Genomic DNA, 19,786 nt, shown 5'->3' with positions numbered 1-19,786 from the left:
TTGTGCGCTGCCGCAAACCGGTTATGAATTGAGCGGCGGACCGGGCGCAAGACCCGGCCGGGACGCATCGCAATGCAAGAGGGACCTGTGCCGCAACAACCGCCCGAGGGTGACAAGCCGCTGCTGACCGTGCGGGGCCTCACGAAGCTGTTCGGCAGTTTCAAGGCCTGCGACGGCATCGATCTCGACATCGGCCATGGCGAGATCCATGCGCTCCTCGGCGAAAATGGCGCCGGCAAGTCGACCCTGGTGAAGATGCTCTTCGGCATTCTCGCACCGTCTGCCGGCACGATCGGATGGGAAGGCCAGGAGAGGATCATTCCCAACCCAGCCGCCGCCCGCCGCCTTGGCATCGGCATGGTTTTCCAGCACTTTTCCCTGTTCGAGGCTTTGACGGTCGCGGAAAACATCGCGCTGTCGCTCGATGAAAAGCTCTCAATCTCCGAATTGTCCAAGAAAGCCGCCGAACTTTCGGCCGCCTACGGCCTGCCACTCGATCCGGGCGCCCATGTCGCCGATCTCTCCGTCGGCGAGCGCCAGCGCATCGAAATCGTCCGCGCACTGCTGCAGAACCCCCAACTCATCATCCTCGACGAGCCGACTTCGGTGCTGACGCCGCAAGAGGCAGACAAGCTGTTCGAGACGTTGTTCAAGCTGAAGGCCGAGGGGCGCTCTGTCCTTTATATCAGCCACCGTCTCGAGGAAGTGCAGCGCATCTGTGATCGTGCGACCGTGCTTCGTCACGGCAAGGTCACGGGCGCCTGCGATCCGCGCCAGGAGACCCCGGCCTCGCTCGCGCGCATGATGGTCGGTGCCGATGTAGCCGGTGTCGAAAAGGTCGAGCCGCCGGCAGACGGTGCCATCCAGTTGCAGGTCAGCGATCTCTCGGTCAATCCGCGCACGCCCTTTGCCATGCCGCTCAAGAATGTCTCGATGACGGTGAGGGTAGGCGAGATCCTGGCGATCGCCGGTGTTGCCGGCAATGGTCAGAGCGAACTGTTCGACGCACTCTCCGGCGAATACCCGGTCCAGAGCCCCGATGCGATCCGGTTGCGCGGCAAGTCGGTCGGCCGTCTGGGGATCAACGAGCGGCGCCTTCTCGGCGGCGGCTTCGTGCCCGAAGAGCGCCACGGCCACGCAGCCATTCCCGCCATGAGCCTGTCCGAAAATCTTTTCCTGTCGCGCAACGCGTCTGACCGGAGCGCCTATCTCTCGGGCGGCAAGATCGGCCTCATCCGCCATGGCCTCGTCCAGCAGGCGGCACGTCGCATCTCAGAGATGATGGACGTGCGCAAAAGCGGCGATGATCCGGCAGCCGGCTCCCTGTCCGGCGGCAACCTGCAGAAATTCATCGTCGGCCGCGAACTCGATCGCCAGCCGTCCGTGCTTGTCGTCAATCAGCCGACTTGGGGCGTGGATGCAGGTGCGGCAAGCCGCATCCGCCAAGCCCTGGTCGATCTAGCCAAGTCGGGTTCGGCAGTCGTTGTTATTAGCCAGGACCTCGACGAGATCTTCGAAGTTGCGACATCGATCGCCGCCATCTCGGAAGGCAGGCTGTCCGACGCCTATCCCGCCTCGACCATGACCCGCGAACGCATCGGCATCCTGATGGGCGGCGTCCACGGTGTCCAGACTGCCCCGGAGGCGGCCCATGCGCATTGAACTTGAACGCCGCTCCCGCCAGTCGAACCTCTTTGCCATCGTCTCGCCGCTTCTGGCGCTGGCATTGACCGTCTTTTTCGGCGGCATCATGTTCGCGCTGCTCGGCAAGGACCCGGTCTCCGCCCTTTTCAGCTTCTTCATCGAGCCGCTGCTCGAGGTCTGGTCGCTGCATGAGCTCGCGGTCAAAGCCGCACCGCTGATCCTGATCGGCGTTGGCCTGTCGGTCTGTTATCGCTCGAACAACTGGAATATCGGCGCCGAAGGCCAGTTCATCGCTGGTGCAATCGTCGGCTCCATCCTGCCGATCACCTTCTATGAGTGGACCTCGCCGCTGCTTCTGCCGCTGATGCTGGTGATGGGCGCGATCGGTGGTGCCGCCTATGCCGCGATCCCGGCGCTCTTGAAGACCCGCTTCAACACCAATGAGATCCTGACCAGCCTGATGCTGGTCTATATCGCGCAGCTTCTCCTCGACTGGCTGACGCGCGGCATCTGGAAGGATCCGGCGGGCTACAACTTCCCGCAGTCGCGGTCCTTTGTGTCCGAAGCCGTATTGCCGGAAATCCTGTCGTCCGGCCGCGCCCATCTCGGCATCATCTTCGCGCTGCTGGCTGCCGTCGCCGTCTGGTTCATGATGCGCTACACGCTGAAGGGCTTTCAGGTCGTGGTGCTCGGCCAGTCCGAACGGGCAGGGCGCTTTGCCGGCTTCTCGTCCCGCAAGATGGTCTGGTTCTCGATGATGTTCTCCGGCGCGCTCGCAGGCCTCGCCGGGATCTCGGAAGTTTCCGGCTCGATCGGTCACCTGCAGCCGACCATTTCCCCGGGTTATGGCTTCACCGCCATCATCGTCGCCTTCCTCGGTCGCCTCAACCCGCTCGGCATCATCGCCTCCGGCTTCGTGCTGGCGCTCACTTATCTCGGCGGCGAGGGCGCACAGCTGTCGATCGGCGTTTCCGACAAGGTGACGCGCGTCTTCCAGGGGTTGCTGCTGTTCTTCGTACTCTCCTGCGACACCCTCATTCTCTATAAAGTGCGCCTCGTATTTGATCGCGCCCGCAACACTGCGTCGAAGGGTGCGTGACGATGTTTGAAGCCATCCTTCTGACCATCATCACTGCATCCACACCTCTGGTCATCGCCGCCATGGGTGAGCTCGTTGCCGAGCGCTCTGGTGTGCTCAACCTCGGCGTCGAAGGCATGATGATCATCGGCGCTGTCTGCGCCTTCATCGCCACCAACTTGACCGGTTCGCCCTATATCGGCGTTCTCGCGGGCATCGCGACAGGCGCTCTGTTCTCGCTGCTCTTCGGTTTCCTGACGCTGACCCTCGTCGCCAACCAGGTCGCCACGGGATTGGCACTGACCATTCTCGGCCTCGGCGTCTCCGGCATGGTCGGCGAAAGTGTGGTCGGTGTGCCGGGCGTCAAGATGCAGCCAATCGTCATCCCGCTCCTCTCGGATATCCCGGTCATCGGCCCGATCCTCTTTGCCCAGGACCTGTTCTTCTACCTCTCCATCCTCCTCGTGGCTGGTGTGAACTGGTACCTGTTCAAGAGCCGCTCCGGCTTGAAGCTGCGCGCCATCGGCGACAGCCACAGCTCGGCCCACACGCTTGGACTTCCGGTCATCCGCACCCGTTATCTCGCCGTGATGTTCGGCGGCGCCTGTGCCGGCCTTGCCGGTGCGCAGCTGTCGCTCGTGTACACGCCGCAATGGGTGGAGAACATGTCGGCCGGCCGCGGGTGGATCGCGCTTGCTCTCGTCGTCTTCGCCGCATGGCGGCCCTGGCGGGTTCTCGCCGGCGGTTATCTCTTCGGTGCCGTCACCATCGGCCAGCTCCATGCCCAGGCTTTCGGCATCGGTCTGCCCTCGCAGTTTCTGTCCGCATTGCCCTATGCGGCGACCATTGTCGTGCTGATTATAATCTCCCATAATCGCCGCACGACGCTGATCAACACGCCGGCCTGCCTCGGCAAGCCGTTCGTGCCGGATAGATAATCAAAACAAAAGCTTCAACCTAACCAGACAGGGGTACATCATGAAGAACATCCTCCTCGCGCTTGCCGCATCGGCAGCCGCAATCGTCGGCGTCGCGGCACCGGCCGCCGCCCAGGACAAGACGAAGGTCTGCTTCGTCCACGTCGGCTCGAAGACTGACGGCGGCTGGACCCAGGCCCACGACATCGGCCGCCAGCAGCTTCAGGCGCATTTCGGCGACAAGATCGAAACGCCTTATCTCGAAAACGTGCCGGAAGGTCCGGATGCCGAGCGCGCCATCGAGCGCATGGCCCGCTCCGGCTGCGCCCTGGTCTTCACGACCTCCTTCGGCTTCATGGACGCGACCCTGAAGGTTGCCGAGAAGTTCCCGGACGTGAAGTTCGAGCATGCGACCGGCTACAAGACCGCTGCCAACGTCGCGACCTACAACTCGCGTTTCTATGAAGGCCGCTTCATCAACGGTCAGATCGCCGGCAAGATGTCGAAGACCGGCGTTGCCGGCTACATCGCCTCCTTCCCGATCCCGGAAGTTGTCGCCGGCATCAACGCCTTCCTGCATGGCGCCCGCACCGTCAACCCGGAATTCAAGCTGAAGGTCATCTGGGTGAACACTTGGTTCGACCCGGGCAAGGAAGCTGATGCCGCCAAGGCTCTCTTCGACCAGGGCGTCGACGTGCTCACCCAGCACACCGACACGACAGCTCCGATGCAGGTTGCTGAAGAGCGCGGCCTGAAGGCATTCGGCCAGGCCTCCGACATGATCGCTGCCGGCCCGACCGCGCAGCTCAGCGCCATCGTCGACACCTGGGCGCCTTACTACATCAAGCGCACCCAGGCCGTGATCGACGGTACCTGGTCGTCCGCCCAGACCTTCGACGGTCTGAAGGACGGCATCCTGTCCATGGCGCCCTACACCAACATGCCTGACGACGTGAAGGCGATGGCAATGGACAGCGAAGCCAAGATCAAGTCTGGCGAACTGAAGCCCTTCACCGGCCCGCTCAACAAGCAGGACGGCACTGCGTGGTTGAAGGAAGGTGAGTCGGCAGACGACGGCACCATCCTCGGCATGAACTTCTACATCGAAGGTGTAGACGACAAGCTGCCGCAGTAAGTTTGCGGTTCAGACTTTGGGAAAGGGCGCCTTTGGCGCCCTTTCTTTTTAGCTTTCCCGTGAATAGGAAAATTCTTAGGTACTCACTTCACGATCTTTGCTGTTTCATATAACAAGCCGTCCCAAGGTACAGTGGGGACTGGTGACGGATGCGCAAGGATGAAGTTCGGGATCTGAAGATCGTCACGAATCTCCGCACCAGCCATGCCCGCGTGGTCGATCAGCTTGGTCTGGCAATCGTCGGCGGGCAGTTTGAGATCGGTGAACCCTTGCCCGGCGACACCGAGCTGGAATCACAGTTCGACGTGTCGCGTTCGGTCCTGCGAGAAGCGATGAAAACGCTGACCGCCAAGGGCCTGGTCGTCGCAAAGTCACGCGTCGGCACGAGGGTGACCGATCGCTGCCATTGGAACCTCATCGACGAGGACGTTCTTCGCTGGCATTTCAAGGCGGGCGTCACCCGTGAATTCATCGACCACCTCTATGACGTCCGCTTGGTCTTCGAGCCGGCTTCTGCCGCTTACGCCGCCCTGCGCGCAACGCCCGAGGACTGCGCCGAATTGCGGCGCTATGTAAACCTGCTCGGTTCTGAAGATCTCGACTGGCAGAGCCAGGTGGAGGCAGACCTTCGTTTCCATGTGCTGCTCACCCTGGTCGGCGCCAATCCCTTTCTCGAAAGCATGATCGGCTTCCTGAAGGCTGCCCTCGACGGCGCCTTCACACTGGCCTTCGACCCGAAACTGGCCGGGCGGGGCGAGTCGATCATCGAAACGCATCTCGCAATCGTCGATGCCATCGAGAAAAAGGATGCGAATGGCGCCCGTGCCGCAACGGAAAAAGTCGTCCAGCTCGGGCGCATCACTGCCTTGAAGGCCGCCGACGCGGCCGCCAAACGGAGCTGAGGGCAACGCCGGTCTTGCAGCCCTGCGTCTCGGGCGTTAGTGAGAATCGCGTTTCTCATGCCCGGAGCCATCCATGACCCGCACATGCCTTGCCATCGTCCTTGCTGCCGGCGACAGCACCCGGATGAAGTCCTCGATGTCCAAGGTCCTGCACCCGGTCGGCGGACGTCCGATGATCGCCCATGTCATGGCGTCGATCGCAGCCTCCGGTGTCGCGGATGTGGCTGTGGTTCTCGGACGTGATGCGGAAAAGGTCGAGGCCGCGGCCAAGATCGGCGAACTCGCTGTCGAAAGCGTCCTGCAGATCGAACGCCTCGGCACCGGCCACGCCGTGCTCATGGCCCGCGATGCAATCGCCCGAGGTTATGATGAAATCCTGGTTGCTTATGGCGACGTTCCCCTGATCACTGCTGCCCCACTCAAGGCTGCCCGTGAAGCGCTGGCCAGTGGTGCGGATGTCGCGGTCATCGGCTTCCACACGAACAACCCCACGGGTTACGGCCGGTTGCTGGTGGAGAACGGCGAATTGGTTGCGATCCGTGAGGAGAAGGATGCGACCGAAGCCGAGCGTGCCGTCACCTGGTGCAACAGCGGCCTGATGGCCATCAGCGGTCAGAAGGCGCTCGATCTCTTGAGCCGGATCGGCAACAGCAATGCCAAGGGTGAATACTACCTGACCGACCTCGTCGAGATCGCCCGTTCGCTCGGCGGCAAGGCGGTTGCCGTCGATGCGCCGGAGAGCGAACTGACCGGATGCAACAACCGCGCTGAGCTCGCCGTGATCGAGCGCCTCTGGCAGGAGCGCCGCCGCCACGAGCTGATGGTCTCGGGCGTGACGATGATCGCACCCGAAACGGTCTTCCTCAGCCACGACACGGTCATCGGCCAGGATGCCCTCATCGAACCGAATGTCGTCTTTGGCCCCGGCGTCTCCGTCGAGGGCGGCGCGATCATCCACGCCTTCTCACATTTGGAAGGTGCCTATGTTGCCGCCGGTGCGACCGTCGGACCCTTCGCTCGTCTGCGTCCCGGTGCCAACCTCGCCGAAGGCTCCAAGGTCGGCAATTTCTGCGAGGTGAAGAAGGCCGATATCGGCAAGGGCGCCAAGGTCAATCATCTGACCTATATCGGCGACGCCGTGGTGGGCGCCGAAACCAATATCGGTGCCGGCACGATCACCTGCAATTATGACGGCGTGAACAAGCACGAGACCCGGATCGGGGCAGGGGCCTTTATCGGCTCCAATTCATCTCTCGTGGCTCCCGTCTCGATTGGCGACGGTGCACTGATCGCCTCCGGCAGCGTGATCACCGAGGATGTGCCAGCCGACGCACTCGCCTTCGGTCGTGCCCGCCAGGAGATGAAGCCAGGCCGTGCCGCCGTCATCCGTGAGCATAATCTGGCAATCAAGGCCGCCAAGAAGTCCGGCAAGTAACAGCGCCAAACCAAACTTCACCGCTTGTAATGCTGCGTTGCATTACGAGACGAAACGCAATTTGACCTCGGTTGCGATTGCCTATTGCGGCGGAACCGCTAGGAACAGTCCGCGTGATGGATATGAAACGGAGAATTGCATGTGCGGCATCGTCGGCATCGTCGGTAACAAGCCCGTGGCGGAGCGTCTCGTCGACGCCTTGAAGCGGCTCGAATATCGCGGCTATGATTCTGCCGGCGTCGCCACCATCAACGACGGCAAGCTTGATCGCCGTCGCGCCGAAGGCAAGCTCTTCAATCTTGAGACCAAGCTCGCCGGCGATCCGCTCCCGGGCAATATCGGCATTGCCCACACACGCTGGGCAACGCATGGCGTGCCGAACGAGACCAATGCGCATCCGCATTTCGTCGAGGGCGTCGCCGTCGTCCATAACGGCATCATCGAGAATTTCTCCGAGATCAAGGAAGAGCTCGCTGCCGAGGGTGCCGTCTTCACCACCCAGACCGACACTGAAGTTGTCGCCCAGCTCTTGGCCAAGTACCGCCGCCAGGGCCTTGGCCGCCGCGAAGCGATGCACGAGATGCTGCGCCATGTGACCGGCGCCTATGCGCTCGCCGTCATCTTCCAAGACGATCCCTCGACGATCATGGCTGCCCGCTCCGGCCCGCCGCTCGCGATCGGCTTCGGCGACGGCGAGATGTTCCTCGGCTCCGACGCGATTGCGCTCTCTCCATTCACCAACCGCATCGCCTATCTCCACGACGGCGACTGGGCCGTCATCGGCAAGCAGGGCGCCCACATCTTCGACATCGACGGCAATCCGGTGGATCGTCCGGTCCAGATCTCCTCAGCCAGCGCCTACATGATTGACAAGGGCAATCATCGCCACTTCATGGAGAAGGAGATCTACGAACAGCCGGAAGTGATCTCCCACGCGCTGTCGCACTATGTCGACTTCGCCAATCACACTGTTCGGGACGCGGCAAACGAGATCGATTTCGCCAACCTTCGCGGCCTCGCCATCTCCGCCTGCGGCACAGCCTATCTGGCTGGCCTCGTCGGCAAATACTGGTTCGAGCGTTATGCCCGCCTGCCGGTCGAAATCGATGTCGCCTCGGAATTCCGCTATCGCGAAATGCCGCTCTCCAAGGATCAGGCGGCCCTCTTCATCTCGCAGTCCGGTGAGACCGCCGACACGCTCGCCTCGCTGCGCTACTGCCGCGACAACGGCTTGAAGATCGGCGCCGTGGTTAACGTCAAGGAATCGACGATCGCCCGCGAATCGGATGCCGTCTTCCCGATCCTCGCCGGCCCCGAAATCGGCGTCGCCTCGACGAAAGCTTTCACCTGCCAGCTCGCCGTGCTCGCCTCGCTTGCGCTTGCCGCCGGTCGTGCCCGTGGCACGCTTGATGAAACGGAAGAAAAGCAGCTCGTGAAGAGCCTGGCAGAAATGCCGCGCATCATGAGCCAGGTGCTGAACGCAGTTCAGCCGCAGATCGAAGCCCTGTCGCGCGATCTCTCCAAGTTCAAGGACGTGCTCTATCTCGGCCGCGGCACCAGCTATCCGCTGGCGCTCGAAGGCGCGCTGAAGCTCAAGGAAATCTCCTATATCCACGCCGAAGGTTATGCCGCCGGCGAGCTGAAGCACGGCCCGATCGCCCTGATCGACGAAAACATGCCCGTCATCGTCATTGCACCCTTCGACCGCTTCTTCGAAAAGACCGTGTCGAACATGCAGGAAGTGGCGGCCCGCGGCGGAAAGATCATCTTTATCACCGACGAGAAGGGGGCCGCCGCCTCCAAGCTCCCGACCATGGCGACGATCGTTCTGCCCGTGGTCGCCGAGATCGTCTCGCCGATGATCTATTCGATCCCGATCCAGCTGCTCGCCTATCACACGGCCGTCTTCATGGGCACCGACGTCGACCAGCCGCGCAACCTGGCGAAATCCGTCACGGTCGAGTGATCCCAGATCGGGGCAGGCCGCTGCCCCAATTCTTGCTCTTGCGCCCTAGGTTGCGCTCCGGCATTGTCCGCAGCGTTACGGCACTGCACAATGACGGTGGGCATGACCGAAGGTTCTGACAGGATTTCGATGGCGACCAGGCTCAGGAACAACTTCCTGACCGGCTTGATCATTTGCGCGCCGATGGCGATCACTATCTACCTGACCTGGACCTTCATCCGCTGGGCAGACAGCTGGGTGAAGCCCTATCTGCCGGATCGCTACAACCCGGAGGCCTATCTGAAGTTCGCCGTGCCCGGCACCGGACTTCTGATCGCCATCCTCTTCATCACGCTTGTCGGCTTTCTCGGCCGAAACCTGATCGGCCGCTCGATCGTCTCCTACAGCGAAAACATCCTCAACCGGATGCCGCTGGTCCGGACCGTCTACAAGAGCACCAAGCAGATCTTCGAGACGGTGCTGAAAGAGCAGGGCAATTCCTTCAAGAAAGTCGGCCTGATCGAGTTCCCGCGCGCCGGAACCTGGGCGCTGGTCTTCATCTCGACGGATGCCAAGGGCGAGATTGCAGCCAGGCTCAACCAGGACGGCGAGGAAATGGTCGCCGTATTCCTCGCGCCGACGCCTGTGCCTACCGCCGGATTCCTGATGTTCGTGCCGCGCAGCAAGCTGATGCTGCTCGACATGAGCCCGGAAGAGGGCGTGAAGCTCTTGATCTCGGCAGGACTGGTCACGCCGGAATATAAGCCGACCGCCTCGGACGCCATGGCGGCATTTCAGGACCTCGCGGCAGAAGACCCGGTCGAGCCGCCCAAGCGTGCCGGCCGCTCCTGAACACGTCGTTCCTCACCCCGCATGCAGGAAGCGGATCGCCTCGTCGCGACGATGCAGGTAAAGCAGCGTCCTGACCGCTTCCCCACGCTCCGAAGTGAGTTCCGGATCGCGATCCAGCAGATAGGCCGCATCCTTACGAGCGATCTCCAGCAGATCCTCGTGATGCTCAAGGCTCGCGATCTTGAAGCCCGGCGTGCCTGATTGCCGCGTCCCTAGCAATTCGCCTTCACCACGCAGCTTCAGGTCCTCCTCCGCGATCAGGAAACCATCCTCCGAATCGCGCAGGATCGAAAGGCGCGCCTTTCCGGTTTCGCCGAGCGGTCCCTTGTAGAGCAGGATGCAGCTCGAGGCCTCATCGCCTCGGCCTACACGGCCGCGCAGCTGGTGCAGCTGGGCAAGACCGAAGCGTTCGGCATGCTCGATGACCATGATCGTTGCATCCGGCACATCGACGCCGACCTCGACCACGGTGGTGGCCACCAGCAGCCGCGTATCGCCGTTCTTGAAGGCGAGCATGGCAGCGTCCTTCTCGGGCCCCGCCATGCGTCCATGCACCAACCCGATCGGCGCCTTGATGAACTGCGCAAGCACCGCTTGCCGCTCCTCGGCCGACATCAGCTCGCTTTCTTCGGTTTCCTCGACCAACGGGCAGATCCAATAGGCCTTCTTGCCCTCGGCAATGGCAGACCTCAGTCGCTCGATGACGTCGGGCACGCGCTCGGTCGGCACCGTCACCGTCTGGATCGGCTTGCGGCCCGCCGGCTTCTCGGTGAGCTTGGAGACGTCCATGTCGCCGAAGGCGGCGAGCACCAGCGTGCGCGGGATCGGCGTTGCCGTCATGACCAGCATGTGCGGCGAGATGCCCTTGGAGGTGAGCCGCAGGCGCTGATGCACGCCGAAGCGATGCTGCTCGTCGACTACGGCGAGTGTGAGGTTCCGGTAGACTACCGCATCCTGGAACAGCGCATGTGTGCCGATGACGATCTGAGCCTCGCCGGATGCGATCCGCTCCAGGATCGCTTCGCGCTCCTTGCCCTTGGTGCGCCCGGTCAGGACCTCGATCTTCAGGCCAGCCGCCGCACCGAGCTTGGCGAGCGTCGCATGATGCTGCCGTGCCAGGATTTCAGTCGGCGCCATCAGCACGGCTTGCCCACCGGCCTCGACAGCGGCTGCCATGGCAAACAGCGCCACCAGCGTCTTGCCGGCGCCGACGTCACCCTGCACGAGCCGCAGCATGCGCTGGTCGGTCGCCATATCCTTCAGGATATCGTCGATCGCCGCCACCTGGCTGTTGGTGGGCGTAAAGGGCAGGGCGGCGCGGATCCTGCCGCTGAGTTCGCCCGTCGGCTTGATCGGTGTGCCCGGCACCCGTCTCAACTTCTGCCGCACCAAGGCGAGCGACACCTGACCGGCGAGAAATTCGTCATAGGCTAGCCGCCGCCGGGCGGGGGCCTGCGGGTCGATATCCTTCTCGTCGCGCGGATTGTGGAGCGCGACCAGACAGTCGCGCACACTGGCAAATCCCTGTTTCGCCGCGAGCGCCGCATCCGCCCATTCGGCAAGTTCCGGCATCTTCTCGACAGCGGATTCGACCGCCTTGCGCAACACTTTCGGTCCAAGCCCCGCCGTCAGCGGATAGACCGGCTCGACCAGCGGCAGGTTCTCCGCCTCGCTCGCCTTCACCATCAGGTCGGGATGAACCATGGATGGCCGACCGTTGAACCAGTCGACTTTCCCTGAGACCATGACGATCTCGTCGACGGGCAATGCCTTTTCCAGCCAGTTGCCCTTGACCCGGAAGAAGGTGAGCGCCAGTTCCCCCGTCTCGTCATGCAGGAAGATGCGGTAGGGCATGTTGTTCTTGCCCGGCGGGGGCGGCATGTGGCGGTCGACGCGTCCGGTGATGGTCACCAGCGAACCCTGCTGCGCATAGGCAATGCCCGGCTGGTGGCGCCGGTCGATCAGCCGGTGCGGTGCAAGGAACAGCAGGTCGACGACCCGCGCATCCTCGGCATCCTCGCGCCCGAGCAGGGTGGCGAGCAGCTGGGCGAGCTTGGGACCGACTCCGCTGAGCGAAGCCACGGAGGCAAAGAGGGGATCGAGAAGATGGGGACGCATGATGGGGGCAAAATGCCTCGCAAAATGCCGGTTTGGCAAGCTGACATTTGCCGGTCGCTGCTCTATAGAGGCGCAAGAATTGGAAGGATGCCAAGATGACTGGACTGGTGAAAAGCAGTGCCGACCTCGATCCGCGCCGTCGGCGCATCCTGTTCCGCTGCTGGCACCGCGGCATCCGGGAAATGGACCTGATGCTTGGCCAGTTCTGCGAGGCTCATATCAGCGAGCTTTCCGATGAGGAACTCGACGAACTCGAGCACATCATGGTCGAGGAAGACAACGACCTCGTCCGCTACATCACGGGTGCCGATCCGGTGCCCGCCCATCTCCAGACACCGCTCTTCGAACGCATAGCCGCTCTCCGGCCGGATTTCTCACCGGTCACGGGCGACGAAACCGCTGCAAAGTAACTGATGATGTCCCTGATCGATGTGAAGCGGATTGTCGGCGCACAATCCGCCCTGACGCTCTCCCATGTGCCCGACGGCATGGATGCCTTCATCCTCGCCGAACTCGCGCGTCAGGGCCGCCCTGTGGCCTACATCGTCTCCGACGGCCAGCGGCTGCAGAACCTCGAACAGACGCTCAGCTTCACCGCGCCAGACATCCCGGTCTTAAGCCTGCCGGCCTGGGACTGCCTGCCTTACGACCGCGTGTCACCATCGGCAGACGTCTCCGCCCGCCGTTTGGCAGCACTCTCGGGTCTTATTGCGCTCTATCTCAATCCGCACCCGGCGATCGTTCTGGTCACGGTCAATGCCATGCTGCAGAAAGTGGCACCGGCGGATGTCATCGATAGCCTCGGTTTTTCGGCCAAGCCCGGCAACCAGGTGCGCATGGATGACATCGCCGCCCGACTTGAGCGCAACGGCTTCGATCGTGTCGCAACCGTGCGGGAAGTCGGCGAATTCGCGGTCCGCGGCGGCATCCTTGATGTTTTCGTACCCGGCGCAGAAGAGCCGGTGCGACTGGATTTCTTCGGCGACACGCTCGAATCGATCCGCTCCTTCGATCCGGCGAGCCAGCGCACCATCGGCCAGATCCGCTCGCTTGATCTGAACCCGATGAGCGAGGTTACGCTGACGCCCGAGAGCATCAGCCGCTTTCGCAAGAACTACCTGTCGCTGTTCGGTGCCGCGACCCGCGACGACGCCCTCTATGCCGCTGTCTCCGAGGGCCGGCGTTACGCCGGCATGGAGCATTGGCTGCCCATGTTCTACGACAAGCTGGAAACCACGTTCGATTATCTGCGCGGCTTCCGTATCGTCACGGATCATACCGTACGTGAGGCAGCCGACGAGCGCGCCAAGCTGATCCGCGACTATTACGAGGCGCGCCTCAACTCCGCCACGCCTGGCAAGGGCCATCTCGCCCAGGGCACGCCCTACAAGCCGGTGCCGCCGGAGCGGCTCTATCTCGGTGCGGGCGAGTTCGGCAAGTCGCTCGATGCCTTCGACCCGATCCGCATCACGCCCTTTGCAGAAGCCGGCGGTGAAAGCCGGCTGGTCATTGAGGTCAATGCCCGCCCGACACCCCGCTGGGCAAAGTCTGCCAACGAAGCCAGCGAAGAAGGCAACCGCGCCAACGTCTTCGGCCAGGCCGTCAGCTATATCGCCGACAAGCGCGCAGCCGGGGTGAAGGTCATCGTATCCGGTTGGTCCGAAGGCTCGCTCGACCGCCTGCTGCAGGTACTGAACGAACATGGCCTGGAAAAACTCGTTCCAGTCGCCGCCCTGAAAGACGTCGACAAGCTGAAGAAGGGGGAGGCGGGCACCGCCGTTCTCAGCCTTGAAGGCGGCTTCGAGACAGACGGTCTCGTCATCATCGGCGAACAGGACATCCTCGGCGACCGCATGGTCCGCCGCTCCAAGCGCCGCAAGCGCGCCGCCGACTTCATCTCGGAAGTCGCTGGCATCGACGAAGGTTCGATCGTTGTGCATGCCGAACACGGCATCGGCCGCTTTGTCGGTCTGCGCACCATCGAGGCGGCCGGTGCCCCGCATGCCTGCCTTGAACTTCGGTATGCCGACGACGCCAAACTCTTCCTGCCGGTCGAAAACATCGACCTGCTCTCGCGCTACGGCGGCGAGGCAACCGAAGTCCAACTCGACAAGCTGGGCGGCGGCGCCTGGCAGATGCGCAAGGCCAAGCTAAAGAAGCGCCTGCTCGATATGGCCGGTGCCCTGATCCGCATCGCTGCCGAACGCATGACCCGGTCTGCGCCCGTGCTCACCACCCAGGAAGGCCTCTACGACGAGTTCGCAGCCCGTTTCCCCTATGACGAGACGGAAGACCAGGAAACGGCGATCGAATCCGTTCGCTCGGACCTCGGCGCCGGTCGGCCAATGGACCGCCTCGTCTGCGGCGACGTCGGCTTCGGCAAGACGGAAGTCGCGCTCCGTGCCGCCTTCATCGCCGCAATGAACGGCATCCAGGTCGCCGTTGTCGTGCCGACCACGCTGCTCGCCCGCCAGCATTTCAAGACCTTCTCCGAGCGCTTCCGGGGCCTGCCCATCCGTGTACAGCAGGCCTCGCGCCTCGTCGGCACGAAGGAACTGAACCTCGTCAAGAAGGAAGTGGCAGACGGCAAGACCGACATCGTCGTCGGCACCCATGCGCTGCTCGGCACCGGCGTGAGTTTTGCCAATCTCGGCCTCCTGATCATCGACGAGGAGCAGCATTTCGGTGTGAAGCACAAGGAGCGTCTGAAGGAGCTGAAGTCGGACGTTCACGTGTTGACGCTCTCGGCCACGCCCATCCCGCGCACCCTGCAGCTTGCCATGACCGGGGTGCGCGAACTCTCGCTGATCACCACGCCGCCGGTCGACCGCATGGCGGTCCGCACCTTCATCTCGCCCTTCGATCCGCTCGTCATCCGTGAGACCCTGATGCGCGAGCATTATCGCGGAGGCCAGAGCTTTTACGTCTGCCCGCGTCTCGCCGATCTCGCGGATGTGAAAAGCTTCCTCGATGAGAACGTGCCCGAGCTGAAGGTCGCCGTCGCCCATGGCCAGATGGCAGCCGGCGAGCTCGAAGACATCATGAACGCCTTCTATGAAGGCCGCTACGATGTGCTGCTCTCGACCACCATCGTCGAATCCGGTCTCGACGTGCCCACCGCCAACACGCTGATCGTGCACCGTGCCGACATGTTCGGCTTGGCCCAGCTTTACCAGATCCGCGGCCGCGTCGGTCGCTCCAAGGTGCGTGCGTTCGCGCTCCTGACGCTGCCGGTCAACAAGGTGCTGACCACGGGCGCCGAACGCCGCCTGAAGGTTCTGCAGTCGCTCGACACGCTCGGTGCCGGTTTCCAGCTCGCCAGCCACGACCTCGACATCCGCGGCGCCGGCAATCTGCTCGGCGAAGAACAGTCCGGCCATATCAAGGAAGTCGGCTTCGAACTCTACCAGCAGATGCTGGAAGAGGCGGTCGCCGAAGTGAAGGGCGTGGACGAAATCCAAGACACCGGCTGGTCACCGCAGATCCAGGTCGGCACGTCAGTGATGATCCCCGACGCCTACGTACCCGACCTGCACCTGCGCCTCGGCCTTTACCGTCGCCTGGGTGAAATCAACGAATTGGGGGAGATCGATGCCTTTGGTGCCGAGATGATCGACCGCTTCGGACCTATGCCGGTCGAGGTCCAGCACCTGCTGAAGGTCGTCTACATCAAGGCACTCTGCCGCAAGGCCAATGTCGAGAAGCTGGAAGCCGGCCCCAAGGGCGTCGTCGTCCAGTTCCGCGGCAAGCAGTTCCCGAACCCGGCGGCACTGGTCGGCTATATCGCCAAGCAGGGCGCGATGGCGAAGATCCGCCCCGACCACTCGGTGTTCCTCACCCGCGACCTGCCGACACCGGAAAAGCGGCTGTCGGGTGCTGCGGTGGTGATGACGCAACTGGCGGAACTGGCCAAGGCTGGTTGAGGCGAGGGAGGGGGCCGCTTGGGGCCCGCCTCCGTTCAAGTGTCAGACTGTTCCGGCTTGATCGCCAGAGCCGCATCGCCCTTGCCGGCCACCGGCGGCGGGAGCGGCGTGTCGCGCTTGCGCTCGCGGATCAGCGTCAGGAGACCAGAGCCAACGATCAGCACGATGCCAATGCCCATCGGCCAGTCGACCTTGTCGCCAAAGACGAGATAGCCGAGCAGGATCGCCCAGAGCATCTGGCTGTACTGGATCGGCCCGACGATCGGGGCGGGCGCATAAAACGACGCCAGCATCATGAAGATATTGCCGACGGCCGCCAGCAGGCCGAAAGCGGCAAGCAGCATCAGGTCATAGCCGCCAGGCGCCTGGAAGTCCGGCAGCGAAAAGGCCGCACAGATGATGACGCTACCAAGCAGGCCCGCGCCATAGAGCGAGATATTCTTCTCCTGCGGCCCCATGGCGCGGAAGATGATGATCGTCACGGCGCCGGCAAAGCCCGAGATCAGCGCCGCCAGATGCCCGATCTCCAATTCGCGAAAACCAGGCCTCAGCACCACCAGCACGCCGAGGAAGCCGATCAAGACGGCTGCCCAGCGCTTCATGCCCACCTCTTCCTTGAGGAAGATCACCGACATGATCGTTGCAAAGCTCGGCAGCAGGAAGATCAGGCAGAAGGCCTCGGCCATGGAGAGCTGGGTAAAGGCAATGATACTGCCGACCGTGCCGACCGCAGAGCAGACGAAGCGAAGGCCCCAGAGCGGCCAGTTGGTGCTGCGCACCAGATCCGTATAGCGGTCGCCGCGCTTCATCAGGAAGGGGATGGCGACAAAGCCGAACAGGCTGCCAATGAAGCCGGCCTCGAAGGCAGGCACGCGCCCTTCCACCATCTTCACGGCGGCATCACTGAAGGAATAGGCGGCAAAGCAGATGAAGGCGAAGAAAACGCCTTTGAGGGTGGTATCGGCGGACAAGGTGATGATCCCGGGGAGGAGGTTACCTCACCGGGATACGAGTGTTCGTTACAACCGTCAATTCAGATTGCGCAGCGCCTCGGCCTTCGCCTTGGCGATTTCGCGCAGGGCATTGGCAAGTTCCGCCGGCGGCTGAGCACCGCTCACGGCATATTGCTGGTCGAAGATGAAGAACGGCACGCCGTTGACGCCCATCTGCTTGGCGGCTTCCACCTCAGACAGCACGTGGTTCACATCGGCATCGCCTGCCAGCAGCGATTCGATGACGGGACGCGACAGTCCGGCCTCGGTCGCAATGTCGAGCAGCACCGCCGCGTCACCGATATTGCGGCCCTGTTCGAAATTCGCCTTGAAAAGCAAGTCGACCACGCGGGTTTGCGTTTCCCGGCTTTCCTGGCCGGCCCAATGGATCAGCCGGTGCGCATCGAGCGTGTTCGGACCGACCTTGATCGCCTCGAAATCAAAGGCGATGCCGACCTCGGCGCCAAGCGACTTCAGATGCGCATGCGCCTGGTCCATCTTGTCTTTGCCGCCGAGCTTCTTGGCCAGTTCGACCTGATGGTCGACACCTTCAGGCGGATAATCGGGGTTGAGCTGATACGGGCGCCAGTTGATGTCGACACTGACCTCGTCCTGCACCTCGGCAATCGCAAGCTCCAGCCGGGCCTTGCCGAGATAACACCAGGGGCAGACCACGTCGGATACGAGGTCGATGGTGATGCGGTCCATGAGGGTGTCCTTTCCTGGCAGAGATATGCCTGTCACTTAAAGCAAAGCGGGCCGGAGACAAGTTCCGGCCCGAAAACACAGCGTCAAACGGGTGAGGCTTACTGGACGCGCGCGTCGAACCAGGTCGGGCGCTGATAGCCGTAGAGCGGAGCCGTTTCCGGCCGCCCGATATGCTTCCAGCGCGCCACCCACTGCTCGCCGATATGGTAGAGCGGCACGACATAGTGCCCGGCAACGAGCAGCCGGTCATAGGCCCGCACGGCCGCCTGGAAGTCGGCGGGCTCGCGCGCCTGCAAAAGCGCCTCCATCATCCGGTCGATGTCAGGATCGGCAACACCCGCATAGTTGAAGCTCCCCTGGGCATCCCTCGATTCCGAACCCCAGCGGTTGACTTGCTCGGCACCCGGCGACAGCGACGAGGTATAGGACTTGATGATCATGTCGTAGTCAAAGCTGTTGGAGCGCGCCTGATACTGCGCGTCGTCGACGGTGCGGATCGCCATGTCGATACCGATCAGCTTCAGCGTCCGCTGGAAGGCGAGCGCCATCTTCTCCTGGCCCTCGTTCTGCGTCATCACCTCGAAGGCAAGCGGCTTGCCGGAGGCATCCAGCATCTTGCCGCCCTGGATCTTGTAGCCGGCCTCGCCGAACAGCTTCACCGCCTTGGCGAGCGCCTTGCGATCGCCGCCAGAGCCGTCTGTCGCGGACTGCGCATAGGTGCCTGCCAGGATTTCCGGAGACAGCTTGTCCTTCGCCGTGCCCAAGAGCGCCAGCTCCTTCTCGTCGGCGGCATTGCCGAAAGCGCCAAGCGCCGAATTCTGCCAATAGCTCTGCGTGCGCGTGAAGGCATTGCCGTAGAGCGTCTTGTTCAGCCACTCGAAATCGAAGGCCGTGTTGATCGCCTCACGCACTTTCACATCTGCGAAGATCGGACGGCGGATATTGAAGACGAAGCCCAGCATGCCCGCTGGCAGGCCCGGCTTGAAGGCTTCCTTCACGACGTCGCCATTCTGCGCTGCCGGAAAATCATAGGCCCGCTGCCAGTGATTGGAATCACCGTCCGGATAGATGTCGATCTCTCCCTTCTTGAAGGCTTCGAACAGCGTCGCTTCCTGCAGGAAATAGGTGACCGTGATCTCGTCGTAATTGTCGAAGCCGATCTTCGAAGGCAGGTCCTTGCCCCAGTAATCGGGGTCGCGTGTCCAGGTCACCTTCTCGCCGGGCCGCAACTCCTTGATCTTGTAGGGACCGGATCCAACCGGGATGGCGAGCCCACCCTGGTCGAAGGTTGAAGGATCGATCGCATGCTTCGGCAGGATCGGCGTGGCGGATGCAAAGATCAGCGGCGTCTCGCGATTCGCCTTCTCGTTGAAGGTGAATTTCACCCCGTGCTCACCGACCTTCTCCATCTTGGCGACGGCATTGAGACGGCCGTTGAAGGGCGGACGGCCCTTGTCGCGCAGCAATTCGAAGGTGAAGATCACATCCTCGGGCGTCACCGGCTTGCCGTCATGCCACCGGGCCTTGGGATTGAGGTTGAACTGCACATAGGTCCGGTCAGCATCCCATTCCACGGTTTCGGCCAGCAGACCATAGAGCGTGAAGGGCTCGTCGGCTGAGCGCGTCATCAGCGGCTCATAGAGCAGATTGCCGAATTCCGGGTCCCAGACGCCGCGCGCCGTAGTCCGCATGCCTTTCAGCACGAAGGGGTTGAGCGCATCATAGGTGCCGACGACACCGTAATTGACTTTGCCGCCTTTTTTCACGTCGGGCTTCACATAAGGGAAGTGCGTGTAATCGGCGGAGAGTGCCGGCTCCCCATGCATTGCAATACCGTGAACGGGCTCCGCCTGGGCGACGGTGGCAAAGGGCAGCAGGCAAAGGCTAAACAAGAGACGGCGCAAGATCTCGGTCCTCCTCGGGATATGGAATCTGCAAAGTGCGCGGACGCTAGCACAATCACCATAAAACCAACACAAGCGGGTGGGATTTAGACGAGGTGAGTCGATCCGGCGTCAAAGAAACGCTGGATATTCCGGCCGCCACAATGTAACAGGTGAGCCGGATCGCCGGGTCATGTATTTGCCTCATTTGAACGACAGGTGAGGGCAGACAAGACAGGCGAATGACGCGGCAT

General features: G+C 62.6%; 14 protein-coding genes. 10 read left to right on the top strand and 4 right to left on the bottom strand.

All coding sequences use genetic code 11. The features are described 5' to 3' along the window. Positions 1–72: 72 nt before the first annotated feature. The 8 genes from AC02Y0_RS08140 (at position 73) to AC02Y0_RS08105 (ending at position 9,908) form a co-directional block, all read left to right on the top strand. On the top strand, positions 73–1,662 hold the full coding sequence (locus AC02Y0_RS08140) for an ABC transporter ATP-binding protein (RefSeq protein WP_476383428.1): 1,590 nt from the start codon (positions 73–75) through the stop codon (positions 1,660–1,662). Continuing rightward, positions 1,652–2,743, top strand: coding sequence for an ABC transporter permease (locus AC02Y0_RS08135; protein ID WP_444557116.1), 1,092 nt, complete (start codon positions 1,652–1,654; stop codon positions 2,741–2,743). Before AC02Y0_RS08140 ends, AC02Y0_RS08135 begins: the two co-directional genes overlap by 11 nt. Further along, complete coding sequence (locus tag AC02Y0_RS08130) at positions 2,740–3,660, top strand: ABC transporter permease (RefSeq protein ID WP_476383427.1); 921 nt, start codon at positions 2,740–2,742, stop codon at positions 3,658–3,660. The genes AC02Y0_RS08135 and AC02Y0_RS08130 overlap by 4 nt, the downstream gene beginning before the upstream one ends. A 40-nt stretch (positions 3,661–3,700) precedes the next feature. Beyond that, positions 3,701–4,774, top strand: a complete 1,074-nt coding sequence (locus tag AC02Y0_RS08125) for a BMP family ABC transporter substrate-binding protein (RefSeq protein ID WP_476383426.1) — start codon at positions 3,701–3,703, stop codon at positions 4,772–4,774. 149 nt (positions 4,775–4,923) lie between these two features. Continuing rightward, positions 4,924–5,676, top strand: a complete 753-nt coding sequence (locus tag AC02Y0_RS08120) for a FadR/GntR family transcriptional regulator (RefSeq protein ID WP_476383424.1) — start codon at positions 4,924–4,926, stop codon at positions 5,674–5,676. Positions 5,677–5,749: 73 nt separating this feature from the next. Next, a complete protein-coding gene (gene glmU / locus AC02Y0_RS08115) occupies positions 5,750–7,111 on the top strand; it encodes a bifunctional UDP-N-acetylglucosamine diphosphorylase/glucosamine-1-phosphate N-acetyltransferase GlmU (protein ID WP_476383423.1) in 1,362 nt (453 codons plus the stop codon). 139 nt (positions 7,112–7,250) lie between these two features. After that, positions 7,251–9,077, top strand: a complete 1,827-nt coding sequence (gene glmS, locus AC02Y0_RS08110; protein WP_476383421.1) for a glutamine--fructose-6-phosphate transaminase (isomerizing) — start codon at positions 7,251–7,253, stop codon at positions 9,075–9,077. A 102-nt stretch (positions 9,078–9,179) separates the two neighbouring features. After that, positions 9,180–9,908 carry a DUF502 domain-containing protein gene (locus tag AC02Y0_RS08105; RefSeq protein ID WP_476383419.1) on the top strand — a complete coding sequence of 243 codons (729 nt, stop codon included), beginning with the start codon at positions 9,180–9,182 and terminating at the stop codon, positions 9,906–9,908. Between the two features lie 12 nt (positions 9,909–9,920). On the opposite strand, the gene recG is transcribed toward AC02Y0_RS08105, so the two are convergent. Further along, positions 9,921–12,026: an ATP-dependent DNA helicase RecG gene (gene recG / locus AC02Y0_RS08100; protein WP_476383418.1), complete on the bottom strand. Its 2,106-nt coding sequence runs from the start codon at positions 12,024–12,026 to the stop codon at positions 9,921–9,923. A gap of 95 nt (positions 12,027–12,121) precedes the next feature. Here recG and AC02Y0_RS08095 point away from each other — a divergent pair, with 95 nt between their 5' ends. Both AC02Y0_RS08095 and mfd read left to right on the top strand, forming a co-directional pair. Further along, positions 12,122–12,436 carry an FAD assembly factor SdhE gene (locus AC02Y0_RS08095; protein WP_476383417.1) on the top strand — a complete coding sequence of 105 codons (315 nt, stop codon included), beginning with the start codon at positions 12,122–12,124 and terminating at the stop codon, positions 12,434–12,436. A gap of 6 nt (positions 12,437–12,442) precedes the next feature. Further along, entirely contained in the window at positions 12,443–15,949 is a 3,507-nt protein-coding gene (gene mfd / locus AC02Y0_RS08090) for a transcription-repair coupling factor (protein ID WP_476383991.1), read from the top strand. Between the two features lie 35 nt (positions 15,950–15,984). Here mfd and AC02Y0_RS08085 read toward each other — a convergent pair whose 3' ends face one another. The 3 genes from AC02Y0_RS08085 to AC02Y0_RS08075 all read right to left on the bottom strand — a co-directional run bounded on the left by AC02Y0_RS08085 (position 15,985) and on the right by AC02Y0_RS08075 (position 19,553). Further along, the gene (locus AC02Y0_RS08085) at positions 15,985–16,920 is read right to left on the bottom strand and encodes a DMT family transporter (RefSeq protein ID WP_476383416.1); all 936 of its coding nucleotides are present in this window, start codon (positions 16,918–16,920) and stop codon (positions 15,985–15,987) included. Between the two features lie 57 nt (positions 16,921–16,977). Beyond that, positions 16,978–17,649, bottom strand: a complete 672-nt coding sequence (locus AC02Y0_RS08080) for a DsbA family oxidoreductase (RefSeq protein ID WP_476383415.1) — start codon at positions 17,647–17,649, stop codon at positions 16,978–16,980. A 98-nt stretch (positions 17,650–17,747) separates the two neighbouring features. Beyond that, positions 17,748–19,553, bottom strand: coding sequence for an extracellular solute-binding protein (locus tag AC02Y0_RS08075; RefSeq protein WP_476383414.1), 1,806 nt, complete (start codon positions 19,551–19,553; stop codon positions 17,748–17,750). Positions 19,554–19,786 lie beyond the last annotated feature (233 nt).

Source organism: Allorhizobium sp. nf9_anc, assembly GCF_056323085.1.
The sequence above is the reverse complement of the archived record's forward strand: the minus strand, read 5'-3'. Positions and strand labels throughout refer to the sequence as shown.

Bases quoted from the DNA above. Each gene is read 5' to 3' on its own strand.
- AC02Y0_RS08140 (WP_476383428.1), top strand. From the start codon at position 73: ATGCAAGAGGGACCTGTGCCGCAACAACCGCCCGAGGGTGACAAGCCG.
- AC02Y0_RS08135 (WP_444557116.1), top strand. From the start codon at position 1,652: ATGCGCATTGAACTTGAACGCCGCTCCCGCCAGTCGAACCTCTTTGCC.
- AC02Y0_RS08125 (WP_476383426.1), top strand. From the start codon at position 3,701: ATGAAGAACATCCTCCTCGCGCTTGCCGCATCGGCAGCCGCAATCGTC.
- AC02Y0_RS08120 (WP_476383424.1), top strand. From the start codon at position 4,924: ATGCGCAAGGATGAAGTTCGGGATCTGAAGATCGTCACGAATCTCCGC.
- glmU (WP_476383423.1), top strand. From the start codon at position 5,750: ATGACCCGCACATGCCTTGCCATCGTCCTTGCTGCCGGCGACAGCACC.
- glmS (WP_476383421.1), top strand. From the start codon at position 7,251: ATGTGCGGCATCGTCGGCATCGTCGGTAACAAGCCCGTGGCGGAGCGT.
- AC02Y0_RS08105 (WP_476383419.1), top strand. From the start codon at position 9,180: ATGACCGAAGGTTCTGACAGGATTTCGATGGCGACCAGGCTCAGGAAC.
- recG (WP_476383418.1), bottom strand. From the start codon at position 12,026: ATGCGTCCCCATCTTCTCGATCCCCTCTTTGCCTCCGTGGCTTCGCTC.
- AC02Y0_RS08095 (WP_476383417.1), top strand. From the start codon at position 12,122: ATGACTGGACTGGTGAAAAGCAGTGCCGACCTCGATCCGCGCCGTCGG.
- mfd (WP_476383991.1), top strand. From the start codon at position 12,443: ATGTCCCTGATCGATGTGAAGCGGATTGTCGGCGCACAATCCGCCCTG.
- AC02Y0_RS08080 (WP_476383415.1), bottom strand. From the start codon at position 17,649: ATGGACCGCATCACCATCGACCTCGTATCCGACGTGGTCTGCCCCTGG.